Raw genomic sequence first — 23,312 nt, 5'->3', positions numbered from 1 at the left:
AGGTTATGTAATGGGAAAGAACTAAGATTTTAAATTTTGGCTCTTGATCTAAGCTTATTTTTTAGATTGCAGTTGGTCCAGGAGTTGGTAGCGCTCCTGGTGCTGTTCGGGTTTAGCAACGGTAGTTACATCCAGGTGCATTACTTGTACCGGATTAGTTTTAGTAGTGGCGGGCCAGTTGGGCAAACCAGTAGCGTTAGGGTTACCGGTTTTAATAAAATTGGCAAAATAACGCTGCATCGTTTCCGAAACTTTGTAATCTTCGGGTGTCCAGGCGTAAACTTCGTTATAAGGCAAGTTGCCCAGGGCGTATTCAATTTCGGCGGCGTGTACCGCTCCACGGGTTTGCGGCATTTTAACCGCATTTGGGTTGTTTTCTTTTACTACGCCGCCGGCTAAGCCCGCCGAAGCGTTGCCCATAGCGGCTACCATGGGCGGCCGCGGACGGGAAAACAAATACTGGTACACGGGCTGTCCGCTGGTTTGGCGGTGCAAATCCAGCCATTTCCAGGTACTGTATGCAATAAAGCGATCGCTGGCTAAAGCAGTGGCTACCGGCACTACTTCTGCTTCGGCAGTAGGTTTATACACTTGCAAAACAGCTTCGGCTTGCTCGCCAAAGGTTTTCTGTACGGCTTTCTTGTAATTTTCTAAGGTTGGTTGCTCTTTACCCAGCAAGAACATATACGTCATTTCTTCGGAGTTCCAGCCGGCCAGCAATGGTACTTTGGCTTGTTCGCCGGCAGCAAAAATAGCGGCCGGTGATTTCGGGAAAAAGTAATGATCCAGCGTGGCCGGGAAACCCGGGATGCCCCGTTTACCGGCAGCATCTAATAACTTTTGGGCGGGCATTTGCCGTAAATCGGACAAGGATTTAGCACCCACTTCGGTAGCAAAGTTTACCCCTATTTGTTCTGCTTCAGTTAAAGGTACAGGATCTAAACTGGAATTTACTAAAGCGCCGCTTTCGCCGATAGCCTGCGCAAACAAATTTTTAGATACCGGCGAAGCCATTTGCGCGCTCACCGAAATAGAACCCGCCGATTCTCCGGCAATGGTAACTTTAGAAGGATCGCCGCCAAAAGCCGCAATATTTTGTTTTACCCAACGCAAAGCCGCGGCTTGGTCCTGGTAGCCGTAATTGCCCGAGGCTTTGTGCGGCGATTCCTTGGATAGCTCGGGGTGGGACAAAAACCCGAAAACACCTAACCGGTAATTAACCGTTATGGCTACCATGCCCAGTTTGGCCATGCTTTCACCGTCGTAGCGGGCCTCTGAACCATCACCGGCCACAAAGCCGCCGCCGTAAAAATAAACCAGTACCGGTAACTTTTCTTTATTGCTTTTTGCCGGGGTCCAGACGTTTAGATACAAGCAATCTTCGTTCATGCCACTAGAGCGGAAGCCCATATCACCGAACACCGCCAACTGCATGGCCCTCGGGCCGAACTGTTTGGCCGGTTGTACCCCTTGCCAGTTTTTTACTGGCTGCGGTTCGCGCCAGCGCAAATCACCTACAGGTGGCGCCGCAAACGGCAATCCTTTAAAAGCCCGAATACCCGACTTTTCGGTAACTCCTTCCACAACACCGTTAGCCGTAGTAACCTGGTTGGTATTGTTTATAGATTTTTTAATAGACTGCGCAGAAACAACTGGCAGAAATAAAACAGCGGAGAGCAAAAAAGTAAATAATGTTTTCATGTTAATTTTTTAAAAATGAAGGGTAAAATGCCGCGTACAAGTGTAATTCCTAAATTTGTATTCTATTGTTGCAATATAAAACAATAATAAATTTATTTTCAAAATAATAAAGATAAAATATTGTTACAGTTTGCGACATTAAAAATTTTATTACCTTTATTTCATTTACAAATAAGATTGATAAAGCCGAAAGCGCATGCGCAAGAAAACTCTTGAAAACCAATTGGACGGAACGAAATACCTGCCGGGATTGGCGATTGATATGGTTATATTTGGGTTTCACGATAACCAGCTAAAAGTTTTATTGCTCGAGTACGAAAACACGGATTTATTTGCTTTGCCAGCTGGTTTTATTAAAAAAGAAGAAGATGTGAACCGGGCCGCCCGCCGCTCCCTGGAACAAAGAACCGGTTTAAAAAACATCTACCTGGAGCAGTTTTACGTTTTTGGAAATCACAAGCGGCATAACCCAACACCGCTCAAAGCCATCTTAAAAGGCAGAAATTTAAAATTTAAAAAAGACCACTGGCTCTTGGGCCGTTTTGTATCTATTGGCTATTACGCGCTCGTGGATTTTACACAAGTCGTGCCTAAACCAGATCCGCTGGCGGACCGCTGCAATTGGTATGATTTAACCAATCTGCCCCCCTTGATGCTGGACCACCACGAAATTATACAGAAGGCGCTGGAAACGCTCCGGGTGAATTTAGATCGGAAACTAATTGGATTTAATCTTTTGCCGGACACTTTTACGATTGGCGATTTACAACTGCTTTACGAAACCATTCTGGGCGAAAAGCTGAATCGATCCAGTTTTCAACGTAAGATATTGAGCCTGCAAATTCTGGAACGTATCGAAAAAAAATATACCGGCGGCGCGCATAAAGCGCCTTATCTCTATCGGTTTAAACAAAACTAATCGTAAAATACTTTACGCAGGCGAGTGCTCCACTAAATAGGGTTTTAACCAGTGCTAAAATTTATTTTTTTAAATTTTTCAAATTTTAGCAACCTACTTGTAAAGCAGTATCATGAGTTTACATTCTTTACAGCAAATAAAGCCGATTGCAATAGCAAAGCGGAAAGTTAAATAAAAAGTGCCCCGTTTATTTTACGAGAAGTTTGGTTAACTACTAAGAATAATACATAAAGCAAAGCACCCATCGGCTTGGTCAAAAGCCACACAGGTTACTGTTAAAAAGAAAAATTTAAAATGCTGGTCACCATATATCCACATATTTTTCTAAATTCCAACCATGATAAAAGTTGCAAAAATCTGTCTGCTCTTTTTAGTGCTGGCGATTGGGTTATTTTCTTTTTATTCGGTACCCGCCAGTTTAGACGTTATTAAAATTCAATCGGGCCAGATTTCGGGTACTACAAGCAACGACGGTCAGGTAGCTATTTACAAGGGCATTCCGTTTGCCGCCCCGCCCGTGGGCAATTTAAGATGGAAAGCGCCGCAGCCAGTAAAATCATGGTCGGGAGTACGTAAATGCATTAATTTTGGCCCAAGTCCCATGCAAGCCGCCCCGGCTCCGTTTAGCATGTGGAGTACCGAATTTTTAATACCCGAAGAGCCGATCAGTGAAGATTGTTTATACCTGAATGTGTGGACCGGAGTTAAAACCGCCACTGAAAAAAAGCCCGTGCTGGTTTGGATTTACGGCGGTGGTTTTAACAGTGGGGGCAGTGGTGTGCCCATTTACGATGGCGAAGCCATGGCGCATAAAGGAGTGGTGTTTGTGAGCATCAATTACCGAGTAGGGCCTTTCGGCTTTTTAGCGCATCCAGAGTTAACCAAAGAGTCAGGCAAAAACGCTTCCGGCAATTATGGCTTAATGGATCAGATTGCGGCTCTGCAATGGGTAAAACAAAACATTGCGGCTTTTGGCGGCGACCCTAACAAAGTTACCATTGCTGGTCAATCGGCGGGTTCCATGAGCGTAAATTATCTGGTAGCTTCCCCTTTAGCAAAAAACCTTTTTAATAAAGCTATTGCGCAAAGCGGTGCTAATTTTACGCGCGGCAGCGTTACCTTGCAGCAAGCCGAAGCCGATGGAATACAAATAGCTCAGAATTTAAGCGCAACCTCGCTGGCGGATTTAAGAAAATTACCTGCTACCACTTTATTAGAAAAAGTAAAAGGAGTGCGGCCGATTGTGGATGGTTATGTATTACCCGAAAGTGTGGCTCATATTTTTGCGGCCGGTAAAGCTAATCCGGTAGCTTTGCTTACCGGCTGGAACGAAGAAGAAGGATTAACCATAGGCCCAATTAAAAAAGCAACTGATTTCCTGAAAACAGTAGAAGAGCAATATGGGCCCCAAGCAAGTACTTTTTTAAAATTTTACCCCGCTACTAACGATGCCGAAGCTGAAATGTCCCAGTTAAAGCTTGCGCGGGACATGATATTTGGTGTTCAAAATTATACCTGGGCAAATGTGCAAAGCCAAGCTAATAAGCAAAAAATATACGTGTACCGGTTTACCCGCAAAGTGCCGGCAACCGGCGAATACTTAAAATACGGTGCTTTTCACACCGGCGAAGTGCCTTATGCCTACAATAATTTAAAATTTGTAGACCGACCTTGGACATCTGCCGATTACGAACTAGCCAAAATCATGTCGGATTATTGGGCAAACTTTGCGCGCACTGGTAACCCAAATGGACCAGAACTTCCAGTTTGGCCCGCTTACCAGGTTTCTGATAAAAAAATTATGATCTTGGACTTGAAGCCAACGGCGAAAACAATGCCCGATGCCGCGGCCCTGGATTTCTTGTATCAGCAAACCGCTAGTAAATAGCTGGCTTTAATAATTTACTATTCTGAAATGACGATCAACCGCAGAAATTTTTTAAAATCAACCGGAGTTAGCTTGGCCGGCATAAGCTTGTTTTCAATATCACCCAAACCGCTTTGGGCCGAACCGCTGGCGAGTGGAGGTTTGCCTCGCAGCTCTCCTGAACGGCAAGGTATTGCTTCCCAAAACTTGCTTGCTTTTATAGAAGCCGTAGAAAAAGACAAATTAGGGCTGCATAGCTTAATGGTAGTGAGGCACGGCAAAGTAGCTGCCGAAGGTTGGTGGGCGCCCTATGCCCCCGATCTGAAGCATACGCTGTTTTCTTTAAGTAAAAGCTTTACTTCTACAGGCATTGGTTTGGCCGTAGCCGAAGGAAAATTAAAAATAACCGATAAAGTAATTTCATTTTTCCCGCAGGAATTACCACCTATCGTTAGTACCAATCTGGCGGCTATGCGCATTAAAGATTTACTCACCATGACCTCGGGGCACGATAAAGACACTATCGGTCCATTGATTCAGGAGAAAGCGGGTAGTTGGGTACGTACTTTTTTAGCTTTGCCCGTAGAGCACGAGCCAGGAACGCATTTTCTGTATAATACCGGTGCTACTTACATGCTATCAGCTATTGTGCAAAAAGTAACCGGACAAAACCTGCTGGATTATCTTACGCCCCGTTTGCTGCAACCTTTAGGAATTATTGGTGCGGATTGGGAAACGGATCCGCAAGGAATTGCTACCGGCGGTTTTGGCCTGCGTATCAGAACGGAAGATATTGCTAAATTCGGACAATTGTATTTGCAGAAAGGCATGTATAATGGCAAGCAAATTTTACCGGCCACTTGGGTAGCAGAAGCTACTGCCTACCAGGTACCTAATGCCACTGCTACTACTCCAGCCCACGAATGGAACCAGGGCTACGGCTACCAATTCTGGCGAAGCCGCCATCAATCGTACCGCGGCGATGGAGCGATGGGGCAGTACTGCTTGGTTTTACCGGAGCAAGATGCCGTTATTGCTATTACCAGTGAAACCAGCAACATGCAGGCTATTCTGAATCAGGTTTGGGAGCATATACTCCCGGCCATGAAACCAGCTGCCTTGTCCGCTAACGCTGCTTCTCAAAAAGCTTTAAAGCAAAAACTGGCATCCCTGACGCTTTTACCAGCTCAAGTAAACAGCACCTCACCTGTAGCCAAGAGCATCTCCGGCAAAACATTTAAATTGGCAGATAATGATTTAAAAGCCCAAAGTGTTTCTTTTTCATTTACTAACAATGCCTGCACTTTTAAATTACAGGATGCCCAGGAAACGCACCAGATAACCTGCGGTTTAAATACGTGGGTTTTTGGCGAGTCGCGGATGCCGGGTGAGCCACCTCGCTTTGTGCGGATGGAAGCGAAAGAGCCAAAACCAAAAGAGAAAATTGCGGCTTTTGGTACCTGGAAAAATCCGGATACTTTTGAAATGACCTGGGTTTTTAACGAAACTCCTCATTCCGAAACCGTTACTTGTTTTTTTGAAAATGGGACCGTTCGGCTGGAGTATAAAGATAGTGTAGCGGCTAAAGCACCGGAACGGGCCAAACCCAGACCCACCCTAGAAGGGCGTTTAGCCTAGCAAACCATCCTTAACCAGCGGTAATTACCGCTGGTTTTTATTTTAACAATATTCAGTTATTGCTTTATTTTTACAATTTTCTTCCTTTTTGCTTAAATAGTATTATTCTTCTAAATAGTCTATCTTAAAAATAGCCAATTTAAGTTGGGTCGGTCTTTACTGTAGCTTGAGTAAATACAGCAACAAGTAGTAAAATGTGAAGAAGTATGAACCGATATCGTAGTGCTTACTTTAAATTAGATAGAGCTTTTTTTTTAGAGTGTGCCACTCTGTTCATATTGCAATAAATTAGTAAGTTGAGGACCTTTTTACAAACCGCTCCAGGTAAAAGAAATTATAATTTTTAAAAGCTTTGCTTTAATGAATTTGAATTTATCTGATAATGGAATAGTACTAATAAGCACAATCTATTTATTAGTAAGAGGATGCTGTGAATTTTAAAAAAGCTTTCGCCAAATTTAGGCATGATTTAAAGAATAGCTGCAAGTATGCTCTGAAATTGTTTGTGTTGATAATAGAATTTTAAATTTTCGGATTTTATTAGGCAGCAGGAAACGATTAAAATTACAATTGCGCTTAAAACGTATAATAAGAATGAAAACAGTAATGCTGGTGGATGATAGTATGATTGCCAATTTTATCATGAAGAAAGTAATAAGTAATCTGGATGAGAGTTTACAAGTATGTGATTACATTGACTCCCAAAAGGCTTTAGGAACACTGAGCGAGATTAATCCCACCCTTATTTTTCTGGATTTGAATATGCCAAATTTAGATGGTTGGCAATTTCTGGAAGGCATGATGGAGCGCAACATGTCGAATAAAGTGTACATTCTAACTTCTTCCACGAGTGAACTCGACCGGCAGCGATCCAGTGCTTACACTAATGTGGTAAGTTTTTTAAATAAACCCTTAGCTCAAGAAAAAGTAGCGGCTATCTTAAAAGCTGCCAGTTAAAAAACAGTTTAGAATTCTGTTTACTACTATCCATTGTTTGCAATTATGGTAAACTGCCTGACTGTCCGAACCTGGTAAAAAGATGATTAACTGGATTTTAGAGTAAAAATCCAGTATTCGTAAAGTTTTAAATGTCAGAAAATCGCCTTCTTGGAAAATGATAAAATTTGCGGAGAATGGGTTCTTGTAACCCTATTTAGGTTAAATAATCTACTTGACGGCAAATCTGTTAAACCTGGGGTTGATCTATTCCTCTGATTCTGATCAAAATCAGAGCTTTGCCTGGTGCATCTGCCCATGAAATGTGACAGGTAATGGCACTGTAAAAATCGAAGCCTTATTCTTAAGCTCAATAAATCTAATGTAATGATGGGCCGCGGCCACCAGATTACATTAAATACTAACCAACTCGTCTAAGTCTATCATTTCTAGGTAAGGCGCCAATAAATGGGTGCTGCGAAAGCCTCTTACCAATTCTATTTCGTTATCTGCAATCCGGTGCCATACTTCGGCGAAAAAATTCTCTACGGAGTACAAACAAATGTTGTAAGCACCGCTCTCCCGAACAATTAAAAGTTCTCCTTTGGCGCGAGTATAAGCTGCACGTTGCTTGTGGTTCTGATGTAAAAAATGATATAAATTCATGAGAATACTTGTAGTTAGGTAAGATAATTTAATTAAATAAAAAGAGATTCTTGTTCTTGTTTCTTTTGATTGCCTGCCAGAAACACCAGAATAATGGCTACGGGAAATAAATGAAGGAGCATAATTTATATTTTTCTGTTTTTACGTTTATATATATAATTATAAATATTATGCCAGAAAAATGAGTGATTACATTAACGTATATTTATCAAAAATTTTAGCAAAATAGGCTTTAGAATCACGATCTAGTGAAGCTGAAAAGTAGTTAAAATTTAGACTTTTTAGCGTCTAATCTTGGTAAGTAGCACTTTATATATAAACTTATATGGCTATGGATTGAAATTAACCTATAATAGTATAAAAGGTTACGTATTTTGGCAGACCAAGCTCATCCCGATGAATTTTATTTTAATCCGTGCGCCGAGTATAAGAATGAAAGCCGGACTAAAAATTATTTATTCAACAAACTTAAAAAGCGGTGAGTAATTACGCTTAGCAAAAATCTAAGAAAAGTGAAATATAAGCTACGGCTAACAATTGAAGTAAATAAGTAATAATAAAAGTAGAGGCACCCAAAACTAAGGTGTCTCTACTTTAAACAAGAAAAAAATTATACTCAGGAAAACGCTGGAAATTTTAAATTTATCTTAAAATTTTAATTTAAAAAATGTTAACCGTTGTTTGGTGGTCTCAGCGGGAATCGAACCCACATCAAAAGTTTAGGAAACTTCTATTCTATCCGTTGAACTATGAGACCAGTAGTAAGAGCTTTTGGCAAATTTAGTTTAAATCTGGCTTTATACCAACTCGAAATAAAGGCATAAAGTGCTACTCTAAAGAAACCCTTACGACCTTGCCTCCGTGTAATAGACGAAAGTAAAAAGAAAGTCATTTTATTCTAAGATGGGCAAACCGAATGCTGCCACTTTTAAATTGATAAAAGCTTTGTTTTAGCTCTCTTGCCAGCACGCTTACGGCAAACCCGGCAAATAATCAAATTATAAATAGCTGATAGGATACTATACGAAATGGGTTTGTTAGATAAAAGAAGCACGACGGCCTCTGTGTCGGAGGTTTATGCCGATGATGACACCCAACCTGCCCTGATTTTTATTCCGGATATTAGTGGTTTTACTAAATTTGTGAACGAAGCAGGCATCCAGCAGAGCCGCACTTTAATTGCTGATTTACTTGAGATTATTATTGAGGCGAATATCCTGGACATGAAGTTGAGCGAAATTCAAGGCGATGCTGTTTTGTTTTATCGCCCCGGACCGCCCCCCAGCATTCAGGAAGTAATTAACCAATGCAAGCAGATATTCCTGGATTTTCAAAATTACCTGCGCATTGTAGAGCGCGACCGGGGTTCTGCGTTGGGAGCATCGTTGTCGAGTAGTAACTTAACGCTAAAAGTAGTGGTGCACTACGGGCAGCTAAGCGTTACTTTAATTCGCGAACATGTAAAACTCATGGGCAAAGACGTAATTATTGCGCATCGGTTATTAAAAAACAATATTGAAAGTGATGAATACGTATTGCTTTCCGAAGGTTTTTTAAAAACGCAAACCGAAGAAGCCATCAAACAAAGTTTTAGTAACTGGACCCAGTTACGCAGTGGATCTACGCAGTACGAGCACCTTGGCGAAATTCGGTACAAATACGCTTATCTTACTCCTTTGCGGCTTTTAGTTACAAACCACCGCAGTTTAGACGACCGGAAAAAATACCCGAATATTTACGCGCACAGCGTTACCATAAAAGCGCCGGCACGTTTTGTCCTGCGGATTATCAGTAATTTCCGGTTAAAGCCTAGTTGGGTAGAGGGCATGACGAACGTGTATTACGATACCACCAAAGCGAACCGCATGGGCATGGCCTATAAATGTAACTTAAACCGGGGACAAATTGATATTCAGACGGTGCAAAGCTTTATTGGCGAAGACTATATTGAGTACGTCGAGAAGATCTACAACTTTCGGGTGTTTCCCAATGCGTTGTTGTTTTTTTATTTAACGGTGGTAGATGCGCAACATACCTATCTGTCGATTAAATTTCATTACAGCCGGGTACTAAAAAACCGATTTTTTTACTTTTACATGCGCCGGCGTATGATATTGTTTTTAGGTAAATCGCTCCTTAACCTGAAAAATTTGTGCGAAAAAATGTACGCCCAAAATCCGCATTAATTAAGGCGGTAAGCACGCTTAAAATTTAAAAAAATGTTGTTTGCCAATAGCCAAACGCCTACCAGGCAGGCAGTATTCTTTTGCTAAAAGTTGCTGATTTTAATTGAAAAACTAGTTTCTAGATTACTTCTGTAAACAATTTTTTGAATTTTTCAGAATCCGCTTATCTTCCGGCTATATTTTAAATGCAACTGTTTGCCATGAAAATATTTTTGGCCCTTGTAAGTGTAGGAGTAAGCCTGGCTTTGGTTATTGCCTTAAATACCTCGTTTGGTATGGTGCCACCCATTGGTAAATTTCTGAGTCCGTTTACGGGATTTTGGCAAAACGCCGAAGCTAAGGAAGGACCTCTGATTACAAAGGTTCCGGTTACAAGGGTGCAAGCCGACGTAAAAGTTTTGTACGACGATAACCGCGTGCCTCATATTTTTGCGCAGAACAATTACGATGTGTACTTTGCCCAAGGATATGTAACGGCTAAAGACCGGCTGTGGCAAATGGAATTTCAGACCCACGCGGCGGCTGGACGGCTGTCTGAAATTATTGGTGCCAGAACTCTGGAAATGGACCGGTTTCAGCGGCGGATGGGAATGGTGTACGGGGCGCAACAAGCGTTAAAAGCCATGCTCGCTGATCCGCGGTCGCGCCAGATGCTGGAAGCTTTTACCGCGGGTATAAATGCTTACATTCAGCAGTTAAAACCGAAAAATTTTCCGTTAGAATATAAGTTGCTCAATTATGCGCCCGAACCTTGGACTCCCTTAAAATGCGCGTTGCTGCTGAAAATAATGGCGTACGATCTGGCGGGTGGGAGCGACGATCTGCGCCTGACTAATATTTTGCGTAAATATGGGCCAAGCGTAACTAAGAATTTATTTCCGGATTACCCTTTCCGCGAAGATCCTATTGTACCTCCCGGAACGCCGTTGGATTTTAAACCTCTGCCTATTCCACCCAAACCAACGCTCTTTATGGCCAGCCAAGCAGAAAATCAGGTACAACGGGAACCTAACCCGGAGCTAGGTAGTAATAACTGGGCGGTTGCCGCATCAAAATCAGCTACGGGTTATCCGCTGCTCGCCAACGATCCCCATCTTAATTTAAGTTTACCTTCTATCTGGTACCAAATACAATTGGTAACTCCCGAGATGAATGTATACGGAGTTTCGCTGCCAGGAGCGCCCAATGTAATAATTGGCTTTAACGAACAAGTAAGCTGGGGCGTAACTAACGTTGATGCCGACGTAATGGACTGGTACGAGCTAAAATTTAAAAATAAGTTGCAGCAGCAATATTGGCACGCGAACCAATGGAAGCCCATCCGGAAAGTAAGCGAAGAAATTAAAATAAAAGGGGCGGCTTCGGTGTTCGATACCGTATTGTATACCCACCACGGGCCGATTGTATACGACCAAGCAGAACAGGTTTTTAACAAACAAACCCCAGTAAAACATGCCATGCGCTGGGTAGCCCATGAGCCATCGAACGAAATTCTTACGTTTTATTTGCTAAACCGCGCCAAAAACTACACCGATTACCAACAAGCATTAACCCATTACACGGCACCCGCGCAAAATTTTATTTACGCCGATATAACCAATACCATTGCGATATGGCCTAATGGTAAATTCCCGCTGAAATGGCCTGACCAAGGTAAATTTATTCTGGATGGCACTGATCCGGCCTATGACTGGCAAGGTTGGATTCCGCGGGCACATAATCCCCACGTTGTAAATCCACCCCGGGGTTTTGTGAGTTCGGCCAACCAATTCTCCGCTGATCCTAAGGAGTATCCTTATTACCTTAACTGGCAGTTTGCTCCGGCGCAACGGGGCATCCGGATTAACCAGCGCCTCGCCCACATGCAAAAAATAACCGTAGACAGCATGCGCCTATTGCAAAACGATAACCTAAACCTGCACGCACAAACTATTTTGCCGGCGCTGTTGGCGGCGGTACAACCAGAAAAATTAAATAAAGCGCAGCAGCAGGCTTTTCAAATATTATCTGATTGGCATTTTTTTAACAACGCTACCGAAACAGCGCCCAGTATTTTTCAGGAATGGTGGCCAACTCTGGACCGGGCCATCTGGGAAGATGATTTTGGCAACAGCCCGACGGTGCAATTACGTTATCCCAGTCGCGACCGTACCATGGAACTGATTTTAAAGGAGCCACAAGCCTACTGGTTTGATAATCGTACTACACCGGCGAAAGAAACACTAAATCAACTGGCAACAATTACTTTTCAGGCCGCAGTAGATTCTTTGCAACAACGCTATGGTCCGGTTGGAAATAAATGGCAGTGGGCCCAGGTAAAAAGCACGGATATTCAGCACTTAGCTAAGCTACCCGGTTTCGGCAGGAATGATATACTGGTTGGCGGCGGTGCCGGTATTGTTAACGCTACAGGCGCTCATCACGGGCCTTCGTGGCGCATGGTGGTTGCTTTGGGTCCCGAAGTACAAGGTTATGGTGTTTATCCGGGAGGACAATCAGGGAATCCGGGTAGTTTTTACTACGACAACCTGATTGAAACCTGGCGGCAGGGAAAATTATTTAAATTAAAGTTTCTGAAAAATGCTACGGAGCCAGCGGCTGAAAAGATGCTGGTAATGCAATTAGTTAAAAAATAAAGTTTTTGTAAGCTTAAAGCCCACCGGAACTTGTTGGTCCCGAGGTAAACTTGAAAGTAGCCAATCCGGAAGCACTCTATCCCGGAGACCGGAACCAGTTCCAAGTAAAGCAGTTCTCAAATAAAAAATTTAAAAAATGTTATTACTCCTCACTCTAATCATTGCTTTTGCTTTACAATTCTTTTTGCCCTGGTGGATTGTGGCACCCGTTAGTTTTGGGTTAGCTGCCTGGAGAGGTCGTAACGGTTGGGCGGCATTCGGAACCGGATTCCTGGGGATTGGCTTAGGTTGGTTATTGTTAAGTGCTTTTATTCATTTCCGGACCGCAGGTATTTTAACGAACAAAGTAGGGCAACTATTTAGTTTGCCAAACCCAACGTTGTTGCTACTTATTACAGCATTAATTGGTGGAGTAGTAGGGGGCTTTTCGGCTTGGGCCGGATATTGTTGCCGCCGGTTATTTTAATTACTTTTTCCTGGCAGTGGCTGGTAAAATAACTTTTAGGTGGTTGCTGTTTATTTAATTCTGATCTATGCTTTGTTCTGCCTCTTCTTTCATAAATTTTTTTAAAAATAAGGCTGCTTTTTTATTCGTTCTGGTAATTGAAATGGTGCCCGGGACTAGTTTGGCCCAAAAGGTAAAGTCTAGTTTAACCATCGAAAAAATAATGCAGGGCACCGGGTTTACCGGTACCTCGCCCAGCGAAATTGCGTGGTCCGAAGATAGCCGTTTTATTTATTTTAAGTGGAATCCCGAAAAAGCGCGGGCTGACTCGCTTTACAAAGTAACGGCGACTGGTGAAAATACAACCAAAGTAAATCGCCCGGAAGCCGATTTTTTACCTACACCGAATGGCCGCTACAACCGGACTTACACGTTAAAAGTGTACGAGAAAGAAGGCGATATTTATTTATACGATAATAAAACTAATACCAGCCGTCAGTTAACCAAAACTTTGGAGCCCGAAGCAAATCCGGTTTTTAGCGGCGATGAACAGCAGGTAGTTTTTACTCAAAATTCTAATTTGTTTTCGCTGCACTTGAGTTCGGGCCAGTTAACGCAACTAACCAATTTTTTACCGGGCGCTAAGAAAACAGAAACTAAAAACGATCAGGAAAAGTGGCTGCAGCAACAACAGTTAGCTTTGTTTGATATTATTAAAAAACGCACCGAAGAAGAGAAAATAGAGCAGTCGGAAAATAAAAAATTTAAAAAAAAGCAGGCTAAAGCAATTTATACCGGCGAAAAAACCGTAGAAAATGCAATTCTGAGCCCGGATGGAAAATTTGTAAGCTACAGCTTGGTTACGCGCCCGGCAAATGTTAAAAAAACCATTGTACCGGATTACGTTACCGCTTCCGGTTTTACCGAAGACATTTCTTCCCGCACCAAGGTAGGTGCTCCTTTAGCCGCTTCCGAAATGGGTTTGTACGACATCGGAAAAGATACTACTTACCAGATCTCTTTTAAAGATATTAAAGGCATTACCGACCAGCCCGCATTTTTAAAAGACAAAAAGAAAATAACTACGCCGCGCCCAGTTGCTTTTTTCGGACCGTTTTGGTCGGATAACGGGAAAAATGCTGTGCTTGTACTACGTTCTTTTGACAACAAAGACCGGTGGCTGGTGCAGTTTAATCCCGGTACCCGCGCGTTGAAAGTATTAGACCGCCAGCACGACGAAGCCTGGCTAAACGGCCCGGGCATTGACTACGAAGCCGGCGATTTAGGATGGCTAGGAGATAACGAAACACTTTGGTTTCAGTCAGAAGAAACGGGATATTCGCATGTGTATACGGTAAATACCCGCACCAACCAAAAAAAGCAAATAACCAAGGGCAAGTACGAAGTTTCAGCGGTGCGGCTCACCCGCGACAAAAAAAATTGGTATTTCCAGGCAAATAAAGTTCATCCGGGGGAAATGCATTTTTACCGCTTAGCGGTGCGCAGCGGCGAACCCGAACAACTTACTACTGGTGCTGGTAACCACGAAGTAACGCTTTCGCCGGACGAAAAAACCTTGGCTATTCGCTATTCTTACACCAATAAACCTTGGGAATTATTTGTGATGCCTAACCGGACTGGTGCGAAGCCCCGGCAGGTTACGAACTCGCTCACCAACGAATTTAAAGCGTATCAATGGCGCGATCCGGAAGTAATTAGTTTTAAGGCCCGCGATGGCGCCGAGGTATTTGCCCGGATTTATCGCCCTACCAATGCTATCGCGAACGGCCCGGCGGTTGTTTTTGTGCACGGGGCCGGCTATTTACAAAATGCGCATAAATGGTGGAGCTACTACTACCGCGAATACATGTTTCACAATTTTCTGGTCGATCAGGGATATACCGTAATGGACCTGGATTACCGGGGCAGCGCCGGTTATGGCCGTGATGTGCGCACGGGCATTTATCAGTTTATGGGCGGCAAAGACCTTACCGATCAGGTAGATGGAGCCGCTTATTTAGTGCAGCATTACCAGGTTAACCCCAGAAAGATCGGTATTTACGGCGGTTCCTACGGGGGCTTTATTACGTTAATGGCTTTATTTACGCAACCCGATGTTTTTGCGGCCGGAGCGGCTTTGCGCTCCGTTACTGATTGGGCCCATTACAATCACGAGTACACATCGGCTATTTTAAACGAACCTTTTACCGATTCCACGGCTTATGTTAAAAGTTCGCCTATTTACCATGCCGCCGGTTTAAAAGGCGCCTTATTAATGTGCCACGGTTTAGTAGATACTAACGTGCATTTTCAGGATATTATCCGGTTAACGCAACGGCTCATCGAACTCAAAAAAGAAAACTGGGAACTAGCCGTTTACCCCGTAGAAAATCATGCCTTTACCGAGCCCAGCAGCTGGACCGACGAATACAAGCGTATTTTTAAATTATTTGAAGCCAACTTGAAATAAAGATGCTCTCCTTTTACTTTTGGGCCGCCCAAAAATTAAAAATTTTAAAAAACAACCAGTTAATCCCCGCATCTACTTGCTTTATTAATCCATCTACGTTCAACAACACATGTACGACGAATACCTGCTGAGTAACTTTACTATTTCTACTGATCCCGGAAAGCTGGATATAGAAGTAATTCACCGGTATTTAACTCAGGAATCCTACTGGGCACAACAAATTTCGCGAGCACTCGTCGAAAAATCTATCCGGCATTCTTTTAATTTTGGCTTGTATCACCAGCACGAACAAGTTGGTTTTGCCCGAGTAGTAACCGATTATGCTACCTTTGCTTTGCTCTGCGATGTATTTATATTGGCTGCTTACCGGGGTCAAGGTTTATCGAGATGGCTGATTAGCGTTATTGTGGCGCATCCGGAACTGCAAGGTTTACGCCGGTTTGCTTTGTATACTAAAGATGCCCATACGCTGTACGCTCCCTTCGGTTTTAGCCAAATTGCCGACCCTACCCGGGCCATGGAAATTAAAAATACCCATCCGTACGGCAACGCGGCGCCGTAATAAATAAGATTTTTTAAAATTATTTAAACGAATAAGTTACGGCAAAGCCATTGCCTTCGATCTGGTCATAGTTCGGTACTACCGAGAATCCGGAAGTGTTGCTTTTTTTATGCAAGTGCGGTACCAGTATTCCGACGGTAGAACCAACGGCATAACCAATCAGGTTGTCGCTTAAAAAATGCTTGCCGGCTTTCAAACGTAAATAGCCTACCGAAGCCGGAATAGCGGCAGCGGCTCCCCAAACTACTGGCCGCCAGGGCGAATCCGGATTAAAATCGTTAAATACCTTAGCGGCAAAAAAGGTAGCACTAGCTGTAGCCGCCGTATGACCGGCAAAGAAGGAATTGTTCGCGTTTTTGGTGGTTCTTTTAGCAAAGGGGGCTTTATCGCCGTAAACCAGCGGCCTTTTCCGGTAAACTATTCCCGCGGTCATAGCATATAAAGTACCTGTAATCGCCATAGTTTCGCCGTAAAGTAAAAATACCTGAGGCGCAGAGCCAACTACTTTTTTATCCAGGAGTAAGGCAAGTGGTAATACAAAAGAACTATACAAAGGAATATTACTTAGCTTTTTGGCGTCTTCATCGTAATTGCCCGCCGAAAAACGGTCGAATTTGTTTACACTGTTTTTACCTAAGCCACTTACTTCTTCCGGGCTCAAGCCGCTTTTATTACTGATTAAATATAAACCCAGACCGCTAGCCGCTACCCCGCCCAACGTAATGGGGCCATCTACTTTAAACTTGGTTTTATAAGGCGATTCGGTTTGGCCAAAACTGGTAAATGAAATTTGAAAAAATGCTATTATTAGTAAAAACTGATTTTTCATGCTGAAATATCCTTCCGTCACAGGCTGTAAAGGCCTTTTCAATCGCTTAACGCAATCTAAATTTATTTAGTTATCTATTTGCCATTTTTAAGTCTAGAAGAATTTGGCTTTAAAACAATTCAAAAGATAGCATGAAAAACTAGGCCGGGTAAGTATCTTTGCGCCAACAAAACCTTTTAAATGAACGATACTGCACTAACCAAAGTAGAAATTTTTGTTTTGTACCTGGTATTAGGCCTTATTCTTTTTGGCATTGTGCTCTCCCGTACCGATCCTTATTGGTTTGAATTTACTTACGCCGTAGAAGATGGCTTTATTGAATGGATGACCGTATTGCCTTTATTAGCTGCTATGGTTATTTCTGTGAAAAGATTTTTTAATTTATATAATAAGCGCAAGTGGTTATTTGGGGTAACCTTGTTGGGAATAGCGGCTTTTTCTTTTTTTGCCGCTGGCGAAGAGTTAAGCTGGGGGCAACGCCTCCTCGGGCTGGAAAGCTCTGATTTTTTTAAAAAAAACAATGCGCAACGCGAAACCAATTTCCATAATTTAATAGTTGGGGGCCACAGTATTAACCTGCTGGTTTTTTCCCGGCTACTGATTTTGGTTGCGGCACTCTATTTACTGGTTTTACCTTATGTTTATCAGCGCTCTGCGTTCGTTTATACTTTTATCAACCAAGCCGGGGTTCCCATACCGCGTAGTTACCAGGTAATTGCTTTTTTACTCGTTTTCGTGTTAATCTCCCTTTGCCCACTGGGTAAACGGGCCGAATTGCTGGAGTTCGGCGGCTGTTGCTTGTTTTTCCTGATTGTGCAATACCCGAAAAACAAAAACATTTACGATGGAAGAAACAGTCCGGACTCACAGTAGCAATAATATTTTCCATTCCACTAAATTTATTTAGCTTTGCACCGGTTTTGCCAAACGGTAAAACTTGTTTTAACCAAGAAAATTAACTGTAATAAGTATGGCTTATTTATTTACTTCGGAATCAGTATCGGAAGGACATCCGGATAAGGTAGCCGATCAGATCTCCGATGCGCTCCTCGACGAATTCTTGAAACAGGATCCGCAATCGAAGGTAGCTTGCGAAACGCTGGTAACAACTGGCTTAGTAGTATTAAGCGGCGAGGTAAAAACCCAGGCGTACGTAGATGTACAAAAAGTGGCCCGCGATGTTATTAAGAAAATTGGCTATACCAAATCCGAATATAAATTTGATTCAGAGGCTTGCGGGGTAATATCGGCCATTCACGAGCAATCCGGCGATATCAACCAAGGCGTGGAGCGGGCCAACCCCGAAGACCAGGGTGCCGGTGACCAGGGAATGATGTTTGGTTATGCTACCAACGAAACCGACACTTACATGCCCTTAGCGCTGGAGTTATCGCATTTACTCCTGAAAGAATTAGCGGCCATCCGGAAAGAAGGCAACGAAATGACGTATTTGCGACCCGATGCTAAATCGCAGGTAACCATTAAGTACAGTGATAATCACGTACCGGAAAAAATCGATACCATTGTAATTTCTACGCAGCACGATGACTTTGCCGAGGAAGCGGAAATGCTGGACACGATTAAAGCCGATGTTTTAAATATTTTAATACCCCGCGTAAAAACGTTACTACCGACCCGCACTGCCGATTTGTTCGGGGAAGACATTACCTACCACATTAACCCCACCGGCAAATTTGTGATTGGAGGTCCGCACGGCGATACCGGCTTAACGGGTCGTAAAATTATTGTGGATACCTACGGCGGCAAAGGCGCGCACGGTGGGGGAGCTTTCTCAGGTAAAGATTCTTCTAAAGTAGACCGCTCGGCGGCTTACGCTACCCGCCATATTGCTAAGAACCTGGTAGCTGCCGGCGTGGCCGATCAGGTGCTGGTGCAGGTAGCTTATGCGATTGGGGTAGCTGAGCCGGTTGGCTTGTACGTTACCACCTATGGTTCTACCAAAGTAAAAGACGGCCAAGGTAACGTAATGAGCGATGGGGAAATCTCGGAAAAAGTAAGCCAGGTATTTGATATGCGGCCTTATGGCATTGTAAAACGGTTTGGTTTACAAAATCCGATCTTTGCTGAAACCGCGGCTTACGGACACATGGGCCGGCCTTCGGGCACTAAAACAGTAGAAGTGCAGGTAAATGGCCAAAAAGAAATCCGGGAGTTCGAAACTTTTACCTGGGAAAAACTCGACCACGTAGACCAGATTAAAGCTGCTTTCGGTTTGTAGAAAATTAAATACTTAGTAAAAAGATTTTTTTAAATTTTTAATTTTTTAACTAGTAATACCCATAAACAAAGCAGGCCGGTAAATCTACCGGCCTGCTTTGTTTTATATAAAACTTTAATTAATGCGCTGTAATCTTATCTTTATACTTCTTCAATTGCCGAGTCATCGAATCAAGTGCTTTATCGGTAGCTGTTTCAAAAGAGTCAGCTTCTTCTTTAGTAAATAAAGTACTGCCCGGAACAAACAATTTTATCTCTACAATCTTATTCGTTATCTGGTTATTATTATCTAATTTTAAAAAAACCTCGCCTTCCACGATGCGGTCGTAAAACGTGTCCAATTTATTGATTTTCTGTTGAACAAAGTCTTGTAGTTCGGTTCTAGCATCAAAATTAACAGCATTAATTTGTAATTTCATAGTCGATAATAGTTAAAGTGAAACTTATGCTTTCGGATGCGCTTTATCGAAAATTGATTTTAGTTTTTCGATCGAATTATGTGTATACACCTGTGTAGCCGCCAAACTAGCATGACCCAGTAAATCTTTAATGGCATTCAAATCAGCTCCCTTGTTTAACAAATGGGTGGCAAACGAATGGCGCAGCACGTGCGGATTGGTATGGCCGGAAGTGGTAATCATGCCAATATGCTTTTTTACGGTTCTATACACAAATTTTGGATAAAGCGGCACCAGTTTATTAGTAACGAGCAGCCGATTGGTAGGGTTATCCGGGAACTCACTTTTTTTCTTTTCCAGGTAGGTATTCAAGCAACTAACCAAGGAGTCGTTTAGAGGAATTAAACGTTCTTTATTGCCTTTGCCCAGTACCTTCACCGTACCGCCGGGCAAATTTACATCGGCGTGGGAAACGCCAATTAATTCGGAGAGGCGCATACCAGTGCCATACAAAAATTCTAAAATTAATTTATCGCGGTAGCCGGCAAACGAATCCTCAAATTCAAAAGAATCCAGCAATGCATTAAAAGCATTTTCGGCGACAAAAGCCGGTAACTTTTTGGATGCTTTAGGCGGCTTAATCCGTAAAGTGGGATTTTTAGTAATGCGCTCTTCGCGGAGCAAAAATTTATAATAAGATCGCAGACAAGCAATTTTGCGGTTAATGGTGCGGGAATCCAGATCTTTTTGGACGAGGCTTACCAGCCAGGAGCGGATAATATGAAAGTCGGCCTCAGCGGCGTCGGTAATCTGGTAGGTGGTTTGCAGGTATTCGGCGAACTGGCCTAAATCGGTTTTATACGAAAGCATGGTATGGGGGCTATACCGCTTCTCGTACTGTAAATATTTAAAAAATAATTCCATAAATCAGTACTAGATTAGCCAGGCTAAGAGTAGTACTAATTTATGGAATAAATATATCGGATACGAATAATTAGTAGTTTTCGTTTACAAAAAGCTGTTGCTTGTATACGGCTCTTTCTTTTTGTTTCTTCTTGCTAACCGAAGGTTTTTCAAAATAAGTCCGGGCGCGTAATTCTTTTAACACACCGGTTTTTTCGAATTTTTTCTTAAATCTTTTAAGAGCTCTGTCTACTGATTCGTTATCTTTTACGTTTACAATGATCATGTTCTGTTTTACTGATTTTTAGGGATTGCAAATTTAGATACAACATTACTTAAAATCAAGTAAAAGGTTTTATTTTTAAGTAAAAGGTTTTACTTGATTACTCTAAACCGTAATAAAATTTAAAAAATCAACCAAAACAAGCAAATGCCTCTTCTTCAAAGTATTGATTAAGATATGTTTTCTTCTTTTATAGTTACTTTTTTTATAGTTAATTAATCAGTTAAAACTAAAAAGTTAGAAATACTATTATAAAAGTAAGGATGACAGATTTAGCATTTCTAAATTCCGGAACCGACGAATTTCGATATAATTAGAAATTGAATTCCTGAATCCTTACCGCAAAACTTCCCGCGAAATAACTAGCTTTTGAATCTCGGAAGTGCCTTCGCCAATGGTGCATAATTTAGCATCGCGGTAATATTTTTCGGCCGGATAATCTTTGGTAAAGCCGTAGCCTCCTAATATTTGCACCGCTTCGTTGGCGGCCCGCACGCATACTTCTGAGGCGTAATACTTGGCCATGGCCGATTCTTTCGTTACGTTTTCACCCTGGTCTTTTAAATCGGCGGCCCGGTAAGTGAGCAAAGAAGCCGCCGCAATTTCGGTAGCTATATCGGCTAATTTAAAAGCGATAGCCTGGAAGTTGATTAAGGATTGATTGAATTGCTGCCGTTCCTGCGCATAATTAAATGCAACCTCGTAGGCTCCTTGCGCCATTCCTAAACTAAGGGCGGCAATAGAAATACGGCCACCATCGAGTATTTTCATCGATTGCACAAAACCATCGCCTACTTCGCCCAGAATATTGTCGCGGTGTACGCGGCAATCCGTTAAAATAAGCTCGGTAGTTTCGGAGGCCCGCATGCCTAGCTTGTTTTCTTTGCGGCCATGGGTAAAACCTTGGTGCGGTTTTTCAATTACAAAAGCGGTCATGCCATGCGAATCACCTACTGCACCCGTGCGGGCAATAACTACGGCTATGTTACTGGATTTACCATGAGTAATAAAATTTTTAGCTCCGTTGAGTACATAATAATCTCCGTCCGGTTCGGCAACAGTTCGCATATTGCCCGCGTCCGAACCGGTGTTTGGTTCGGTTAAGCCCCAGGCTCCAATATATTCAGCGCTAGCCAGTTTAGGTAACCATTTTTGTTTTTGTTCTTCGCTCCCAAATTGTAAGATATGGCCGGTACATAAAGAATTGTGTGCGGCCATAGATAACCCGATTGAACCGTCTATTTTTGAAAGCTCCACGATAGCGGTTACGTACTCTTTGTAACCAAAACCAGCGCCCCCGTATTGTTCCGGAACCAACACGCCCATCAACCCTAGATCTCCTAATTTTTTAAATATTTCTATGGGAAACTCCTGCTTTTCGTCCCATTCCATCATAAAAGGCTTTATGTTTTTGGTGCCGAATTCCCGGATCATCTCGGTAATAAATTGTTGGTTTTCTGTTAATGTTGTTTGCATCGTATTGTTATTGCTTCAAAATTAGGTTTGTATTAAACGCACTGGAGCGATAATAGCGGATTACTTATTTAGTTAAAAAGCTAATTGGGAAATCAAACGTGATCCTGTTGCTTTTAGCAGGAAATGATCGTAAGACCTAGCCACGTACTTTATCTTTTGAAAGCACGTAGAATTTAACTTTCTTTGTGCTTTACTTTAAATAAAAAAACCGCTTAGCCGTTAGAAATAACGAAAAAGCATTGCTTTCATTATCAATAAATTAATAAATGCATATTCTCTCCCGGCTTCGTTTAAATCTGTTTTTCAGTTTTATTCTTGCTTTCTCTTTTTTTTCCTGCCGCAGCAGTTATAACCAAAATATTATGTTTAAAACTACCGGCGACATAAACGTAGACAAGCTGAAGCAATCTTTAGCTACGGTGGAACGGAACTATATCATTCAACCGAACGATTATATAGATGTACGGGTGTACACCAATAAAGGAGAGCGTATTTTTGATCCGAATGGAGAATTACCTTTTGGCGCTCCCGGTGGTATAGGTAATCAAGGTGGCGGGGCTAATCGGGGTTCTTCGCGTACGCAGCGGGGAGGCTCGGCACAAGGTGGCCAAGGGTATTATAATAATACGGAGTTTCTAGTGCAACACAATGGTCTGGTAAAGTTGCCCATGGTAGATTATGTAAAAGTATCTGGTCTTACCTTACTGCAAACCGACTCCTTGCTGCAAACGTTGTACGCTACTTATTACGTAGAACCATTTGTATCTACGCATGTTACGAATAACCGGATTTTTGTTTTGGGGGCAAACGGGGGGAACGTTATTCAAATGTCGAATGATAATATGAATTTATTTGAAGTGCTGGCTCAGTCCGGTGGGGTAACTCGGGAAGGAAAAGCGCACAATATTCGGATTATCCGGGACTATCTGGACCATGATCCAATTGTGCAATTAGTGGATTTAAGTACCATCGATGGGATGAAAAGGGCCAGCTTATACGTAGAGCCTAATGATGTTGTTTACATTGAGCCTAATCAGCGGCTTTTCTTTGAATTATTACGCGATGTAACTCCCGTTATCAATACGTTTGTAGGAGTTGTCTCTACCTATTTGTTAATTAAAAACTTATAAATTAAGTTGTGTTTAACTTAATAATAACA

General features: G+C 42.5%; 19 protein-coding genes and 1 tRNA gene. 12 read left to right on the top strand and 8 right to left on the bottom strand.

Annotated elements, in window-relative coordinates:
* Positions 1-54 precede the first annotated feature (54 nt).
* Positions 55-1,701 (bottom strand): carboxylesterase/lipase family protein, encoded by a 1,647-nt coding sequence (locus AHMF7616_RS17690; protein ID WP_115374090.1) that lies wholly within the window; start codon positions 1,699-1,701, stop codon positions 55-57.
* A 196-nt stretch (positions 1,702-1,897) separates the two neighbouring features.
* On the opposite strand from AHMF7616_RS17690, the gene AHMF7616_RS17685 reads away from it, so the two are divergent.
* The 4 genes from AHMF7616_RS17685 (at position 1,898) to AHMF7616_RS17670 (ending at position 7,082) form a co-directional block, all read left to right on the top strand.
* Positions 1,898-2,620 (top strand): NUDIX hydrolase, encoded by a 723-nt coding sequence (locus tag AHMF7616_RS17685; protein WP_115374089.1) that lies wholly within the window; start codon positions 1,898-1,900, stop codon positions 2,618-2,620.
* 337 nt (positions 2,621-2,957) lie between these two features.
* Positions 2,958-4,508: a carboxylesterase/lipase family protein gene (locus tag AHMF7616_RS17680; protein WP_115374088.1), complete on the top strand. Its 1,551-nt coding sequence runs from the start codon at positions 2,958-2,960 to the stop codon at positions 4,506-4,508.
* A gap of 27 nt (positions 4,509-4,535) precedes the next feature.
* Positions 4,536-6,125 (top strand): serine hydrolase domain-containing protein, encoded by a 1,590-nt coding sequence (locus AHMF7616_RS17675; RefSeq protein ID WP_115374087.1) that lies wholly within the window; start codon positions 4,536-4,538, stop codon positions 6,123-6,125.
* 594 nt (positions 6,126-6,719) lie between these two features.
* Complete coding sequence (locus AHMF7616_RS17670; RefSeq protein ID WP_115374086.1) at positions 6,720-7,082, top strand: response regulator; 363 nt, start codon at positions 6,720-6,722, stop codon at positions 7,080-7,082.
* A 393-nt stretch (positions 7,083-7,475) separates the two neighbouring features.
* On the opposite strand, the gene AHMF7616_RS17665 is transcribed toward AHMF7616_RS17670, so the two are convergent.
* Positions 7,476-7,727, bottom strand: coding sequence for a hypothetical protein (locus AHMF7616_RS17665; RefSeq protein ID WP_115374085.1), 252 nt, complete (start codon positions 7,725-7,727; stop codon positions 7,476-7,478).
* Between the two features lie 682 nt (positions 7,728-8,409).
* A tRNA-Arg gene (locus AHMF7616_RS17660) sits at positions 8,410-8,484 on the bottom strand.
* A 277-nt stretch (positions 8,485-8,761) separates the two neighbouring features.
* On the opposite strand from AHMF7616_RS17660, the gene AHMF7616_RS17655 reads away from it, so the two are divergent.
* The 5 genes from AHMF7616_RS17655 to AHMF7616_RS17635 all read left to right on the top strand — a co-directional run bounded on the left by AHMF7616_RS17655 (position 8,762) and on the right by AHMF7616_RS17635 (position 16,026).
* A complete protein-coding gene (locus tag AHMF7616_RS17655; protein ID WP_158546200.1) occupies positions 8,762-9,913 on the top strand; it encodes a DUF2652 domain-containing protein in 1,152 nt (383 codons plus the stop codon).
* A 200-nt stretch (positions 9,914-10,113) separates the two neighbouring features.
* Positions 10,114-12,549 (top strand): penicillin acylase family protein, encoded by a 2,436-nt coding sequence (locus AHMF7616_RS17650; RefSeq protein WP_115375675.1) that lies wholly within the window; start codon positions 10,114-10,116, stop codon positions 12,547-12,549.
* 136 nt (positions 12,550-12,685) lie between these two features.
* Positions 12,686-13,015 (top strand): hypothetical protein, encoded by a 330-nt coding sequence (locus tag AHMF7616_RS17645; protein WP_115374083.1) that lies wholly within the window; start codon positions 12,686-12,688, stop codon positions 13,013-13,015.
* A 67-nt stretch (positions 13,016-13,082) separates the two neighbouring features.
* Complete coding sequence (locus AHMF7616_RS17640) at positions 13,083-15,464, top strand: prolyl oligopeptidase family serine peptidase (protein ID WP_233507630.1); 2,382 nt, start codon at positions 13,083-13,085, stop codon at positions 15,462-15,464.
* A 109-nt stretch (positions 15,465-15,573) separates the two neighbouring features.
* Positions 15,574-16,026, top strand: a complete 453-nt coding sequence (locus tag AHMF7616_RS17635; protein ID WP_115374082.1) for a GNAT family N-acetyltransferase — start codon at positions 15,574-15,576, stop codon at positions 16,024-16,026.
* A gap of 19 nt (positions 16,027-16,045) precedes the next feature.
* Here AHMF7616_RS17635 and AHMF7616_RS17630 read toward each other — a convergent pair whose 3' ends face one another.
* Positions 16,046-16,855, bottom strand: coding sequence for a phosphatase PAP2 family protein (locus AHMF7616_RS17630; RefSeq protein ID WP_115374081.1), 810 nt, complete (start codon positions 16,853-16,855; stop codon positions 16,046-16,048).
* Positions 16,856-17,035: 180 nt separating this feature from the next.
* Between AHMF7616_RS17630 and AHMF7616_RS17625 the strand changes: the two genes are divergently transcribed.
* Together AHMF7616_RS17625 and metK are read left to right on the top strand one after the other, a co-directional pair.
* Complete coding sequence (locus AHMF7616_RS17625) at positions 17,036-17,728, top strand: hypothetical protein (protein ID WP_115374080.1); 693 nt, start codon at positions 17,036-17,038, stop codon at positions 17,726-17,728.
* A gap of 97 nt (positions 17,729-17,825) precedes the next feature.
* Positions 17,826-19,094 (top strand): methionine adenosyltransferase, encoded by a 1,269-nt coding sequence (gene metK / locus AHMF7616_RS17620; RefSeq protein WP_115374079.1) that lies wholly within the window; start codon positions 17,826-17,828, stop codon positions 19,092-19,094.
* Between the two features lie 118 nt (positions 19,095-19,212).
* Here metK and hpf read toward each other — a convergent pair whose 3' ends face one another.
* From hpf to AHMF7616_RS17600, 4 genes are all read right to left on the bottom strand, one after another.
* Positions 19,213-19,512, bottom strand: coding sequence for a ribosome hibernation-promoting factor, HPF/YfiA family (gene hpf / locus AHMF7616_RS17615; RefSeq protein ID WP_115374078.1), 300 nt, complete (start codon positions 19,510-19,512; stop codon positions 19,213-19,215).
* Between the two features lie 24 nt (positions 19,513-19,536).
* On the bottom strand, positions 19,537-20,415 hold the full coding sequence (locus AHMF7616_RS17610) for a tyrosine-type recombinase/integrase (protein ID WP_115374077.1): 879 nt from the start codon (positions 20,413-20,415) through the stop codon (positions 19,537-19,539).
* A gap of 70 nt (positions 20,416-20,485) precedes the next feature.
* Complete coding sequence (gene rpsU / locus AHMF7616_RS17605; RefSeq protein ID WP_115374076.1) at positions 20,486-20,680, bottom strand: 30S ribosomal protein S21; 195 nt, start codon at positions 20,678-20,680, stop codon at positions 20,486-20,488.
* A gap of 333 nt (positions 20,681-21,013) precedes the next feature.
* Complete coding sequence (locus tag AHMF7616_RS17600) at positions 21,014-22,153, bottom strand: acyl-CoA dehydrogenase family protein (protein WP_115374075.1); 1,140 nt, start codon at positions 22,151-22,153, stop codon at positions 21,014-21,016.
* Between the two features lie 362 nt (positions 22,154-22,515).
* Between AHMF7616_RS17600 and AHMF7616_RS17595 the strand changes: the two genes are divergently transcribed.
* Positions 22,516-23,283, top strand: coding sequence for a polysaccharide biosynthesis/export family protein (locus AHMF7616_RS17595; protein WP_233507629.1), 768 nt, complete (start codon positions 22,516-22,518; stop codon positions 23,281-23,283).
* Positions 23,284-23,312: the final 29 nt, after the last annotated feature.

This window comes from Adhaeribacter pallidiroseus (genome assembly GCF_003340495.1).
Lineage (GTDB): Bacteria > Bacteroidota > Bacteroidia > Cytophagales > Hymenobacteraceae > Adhaeribacter > Adhaeribacter pallidiroseus.
This window is presented reverse-complemented; position numbering and strand designations above follow the sequence as displayed.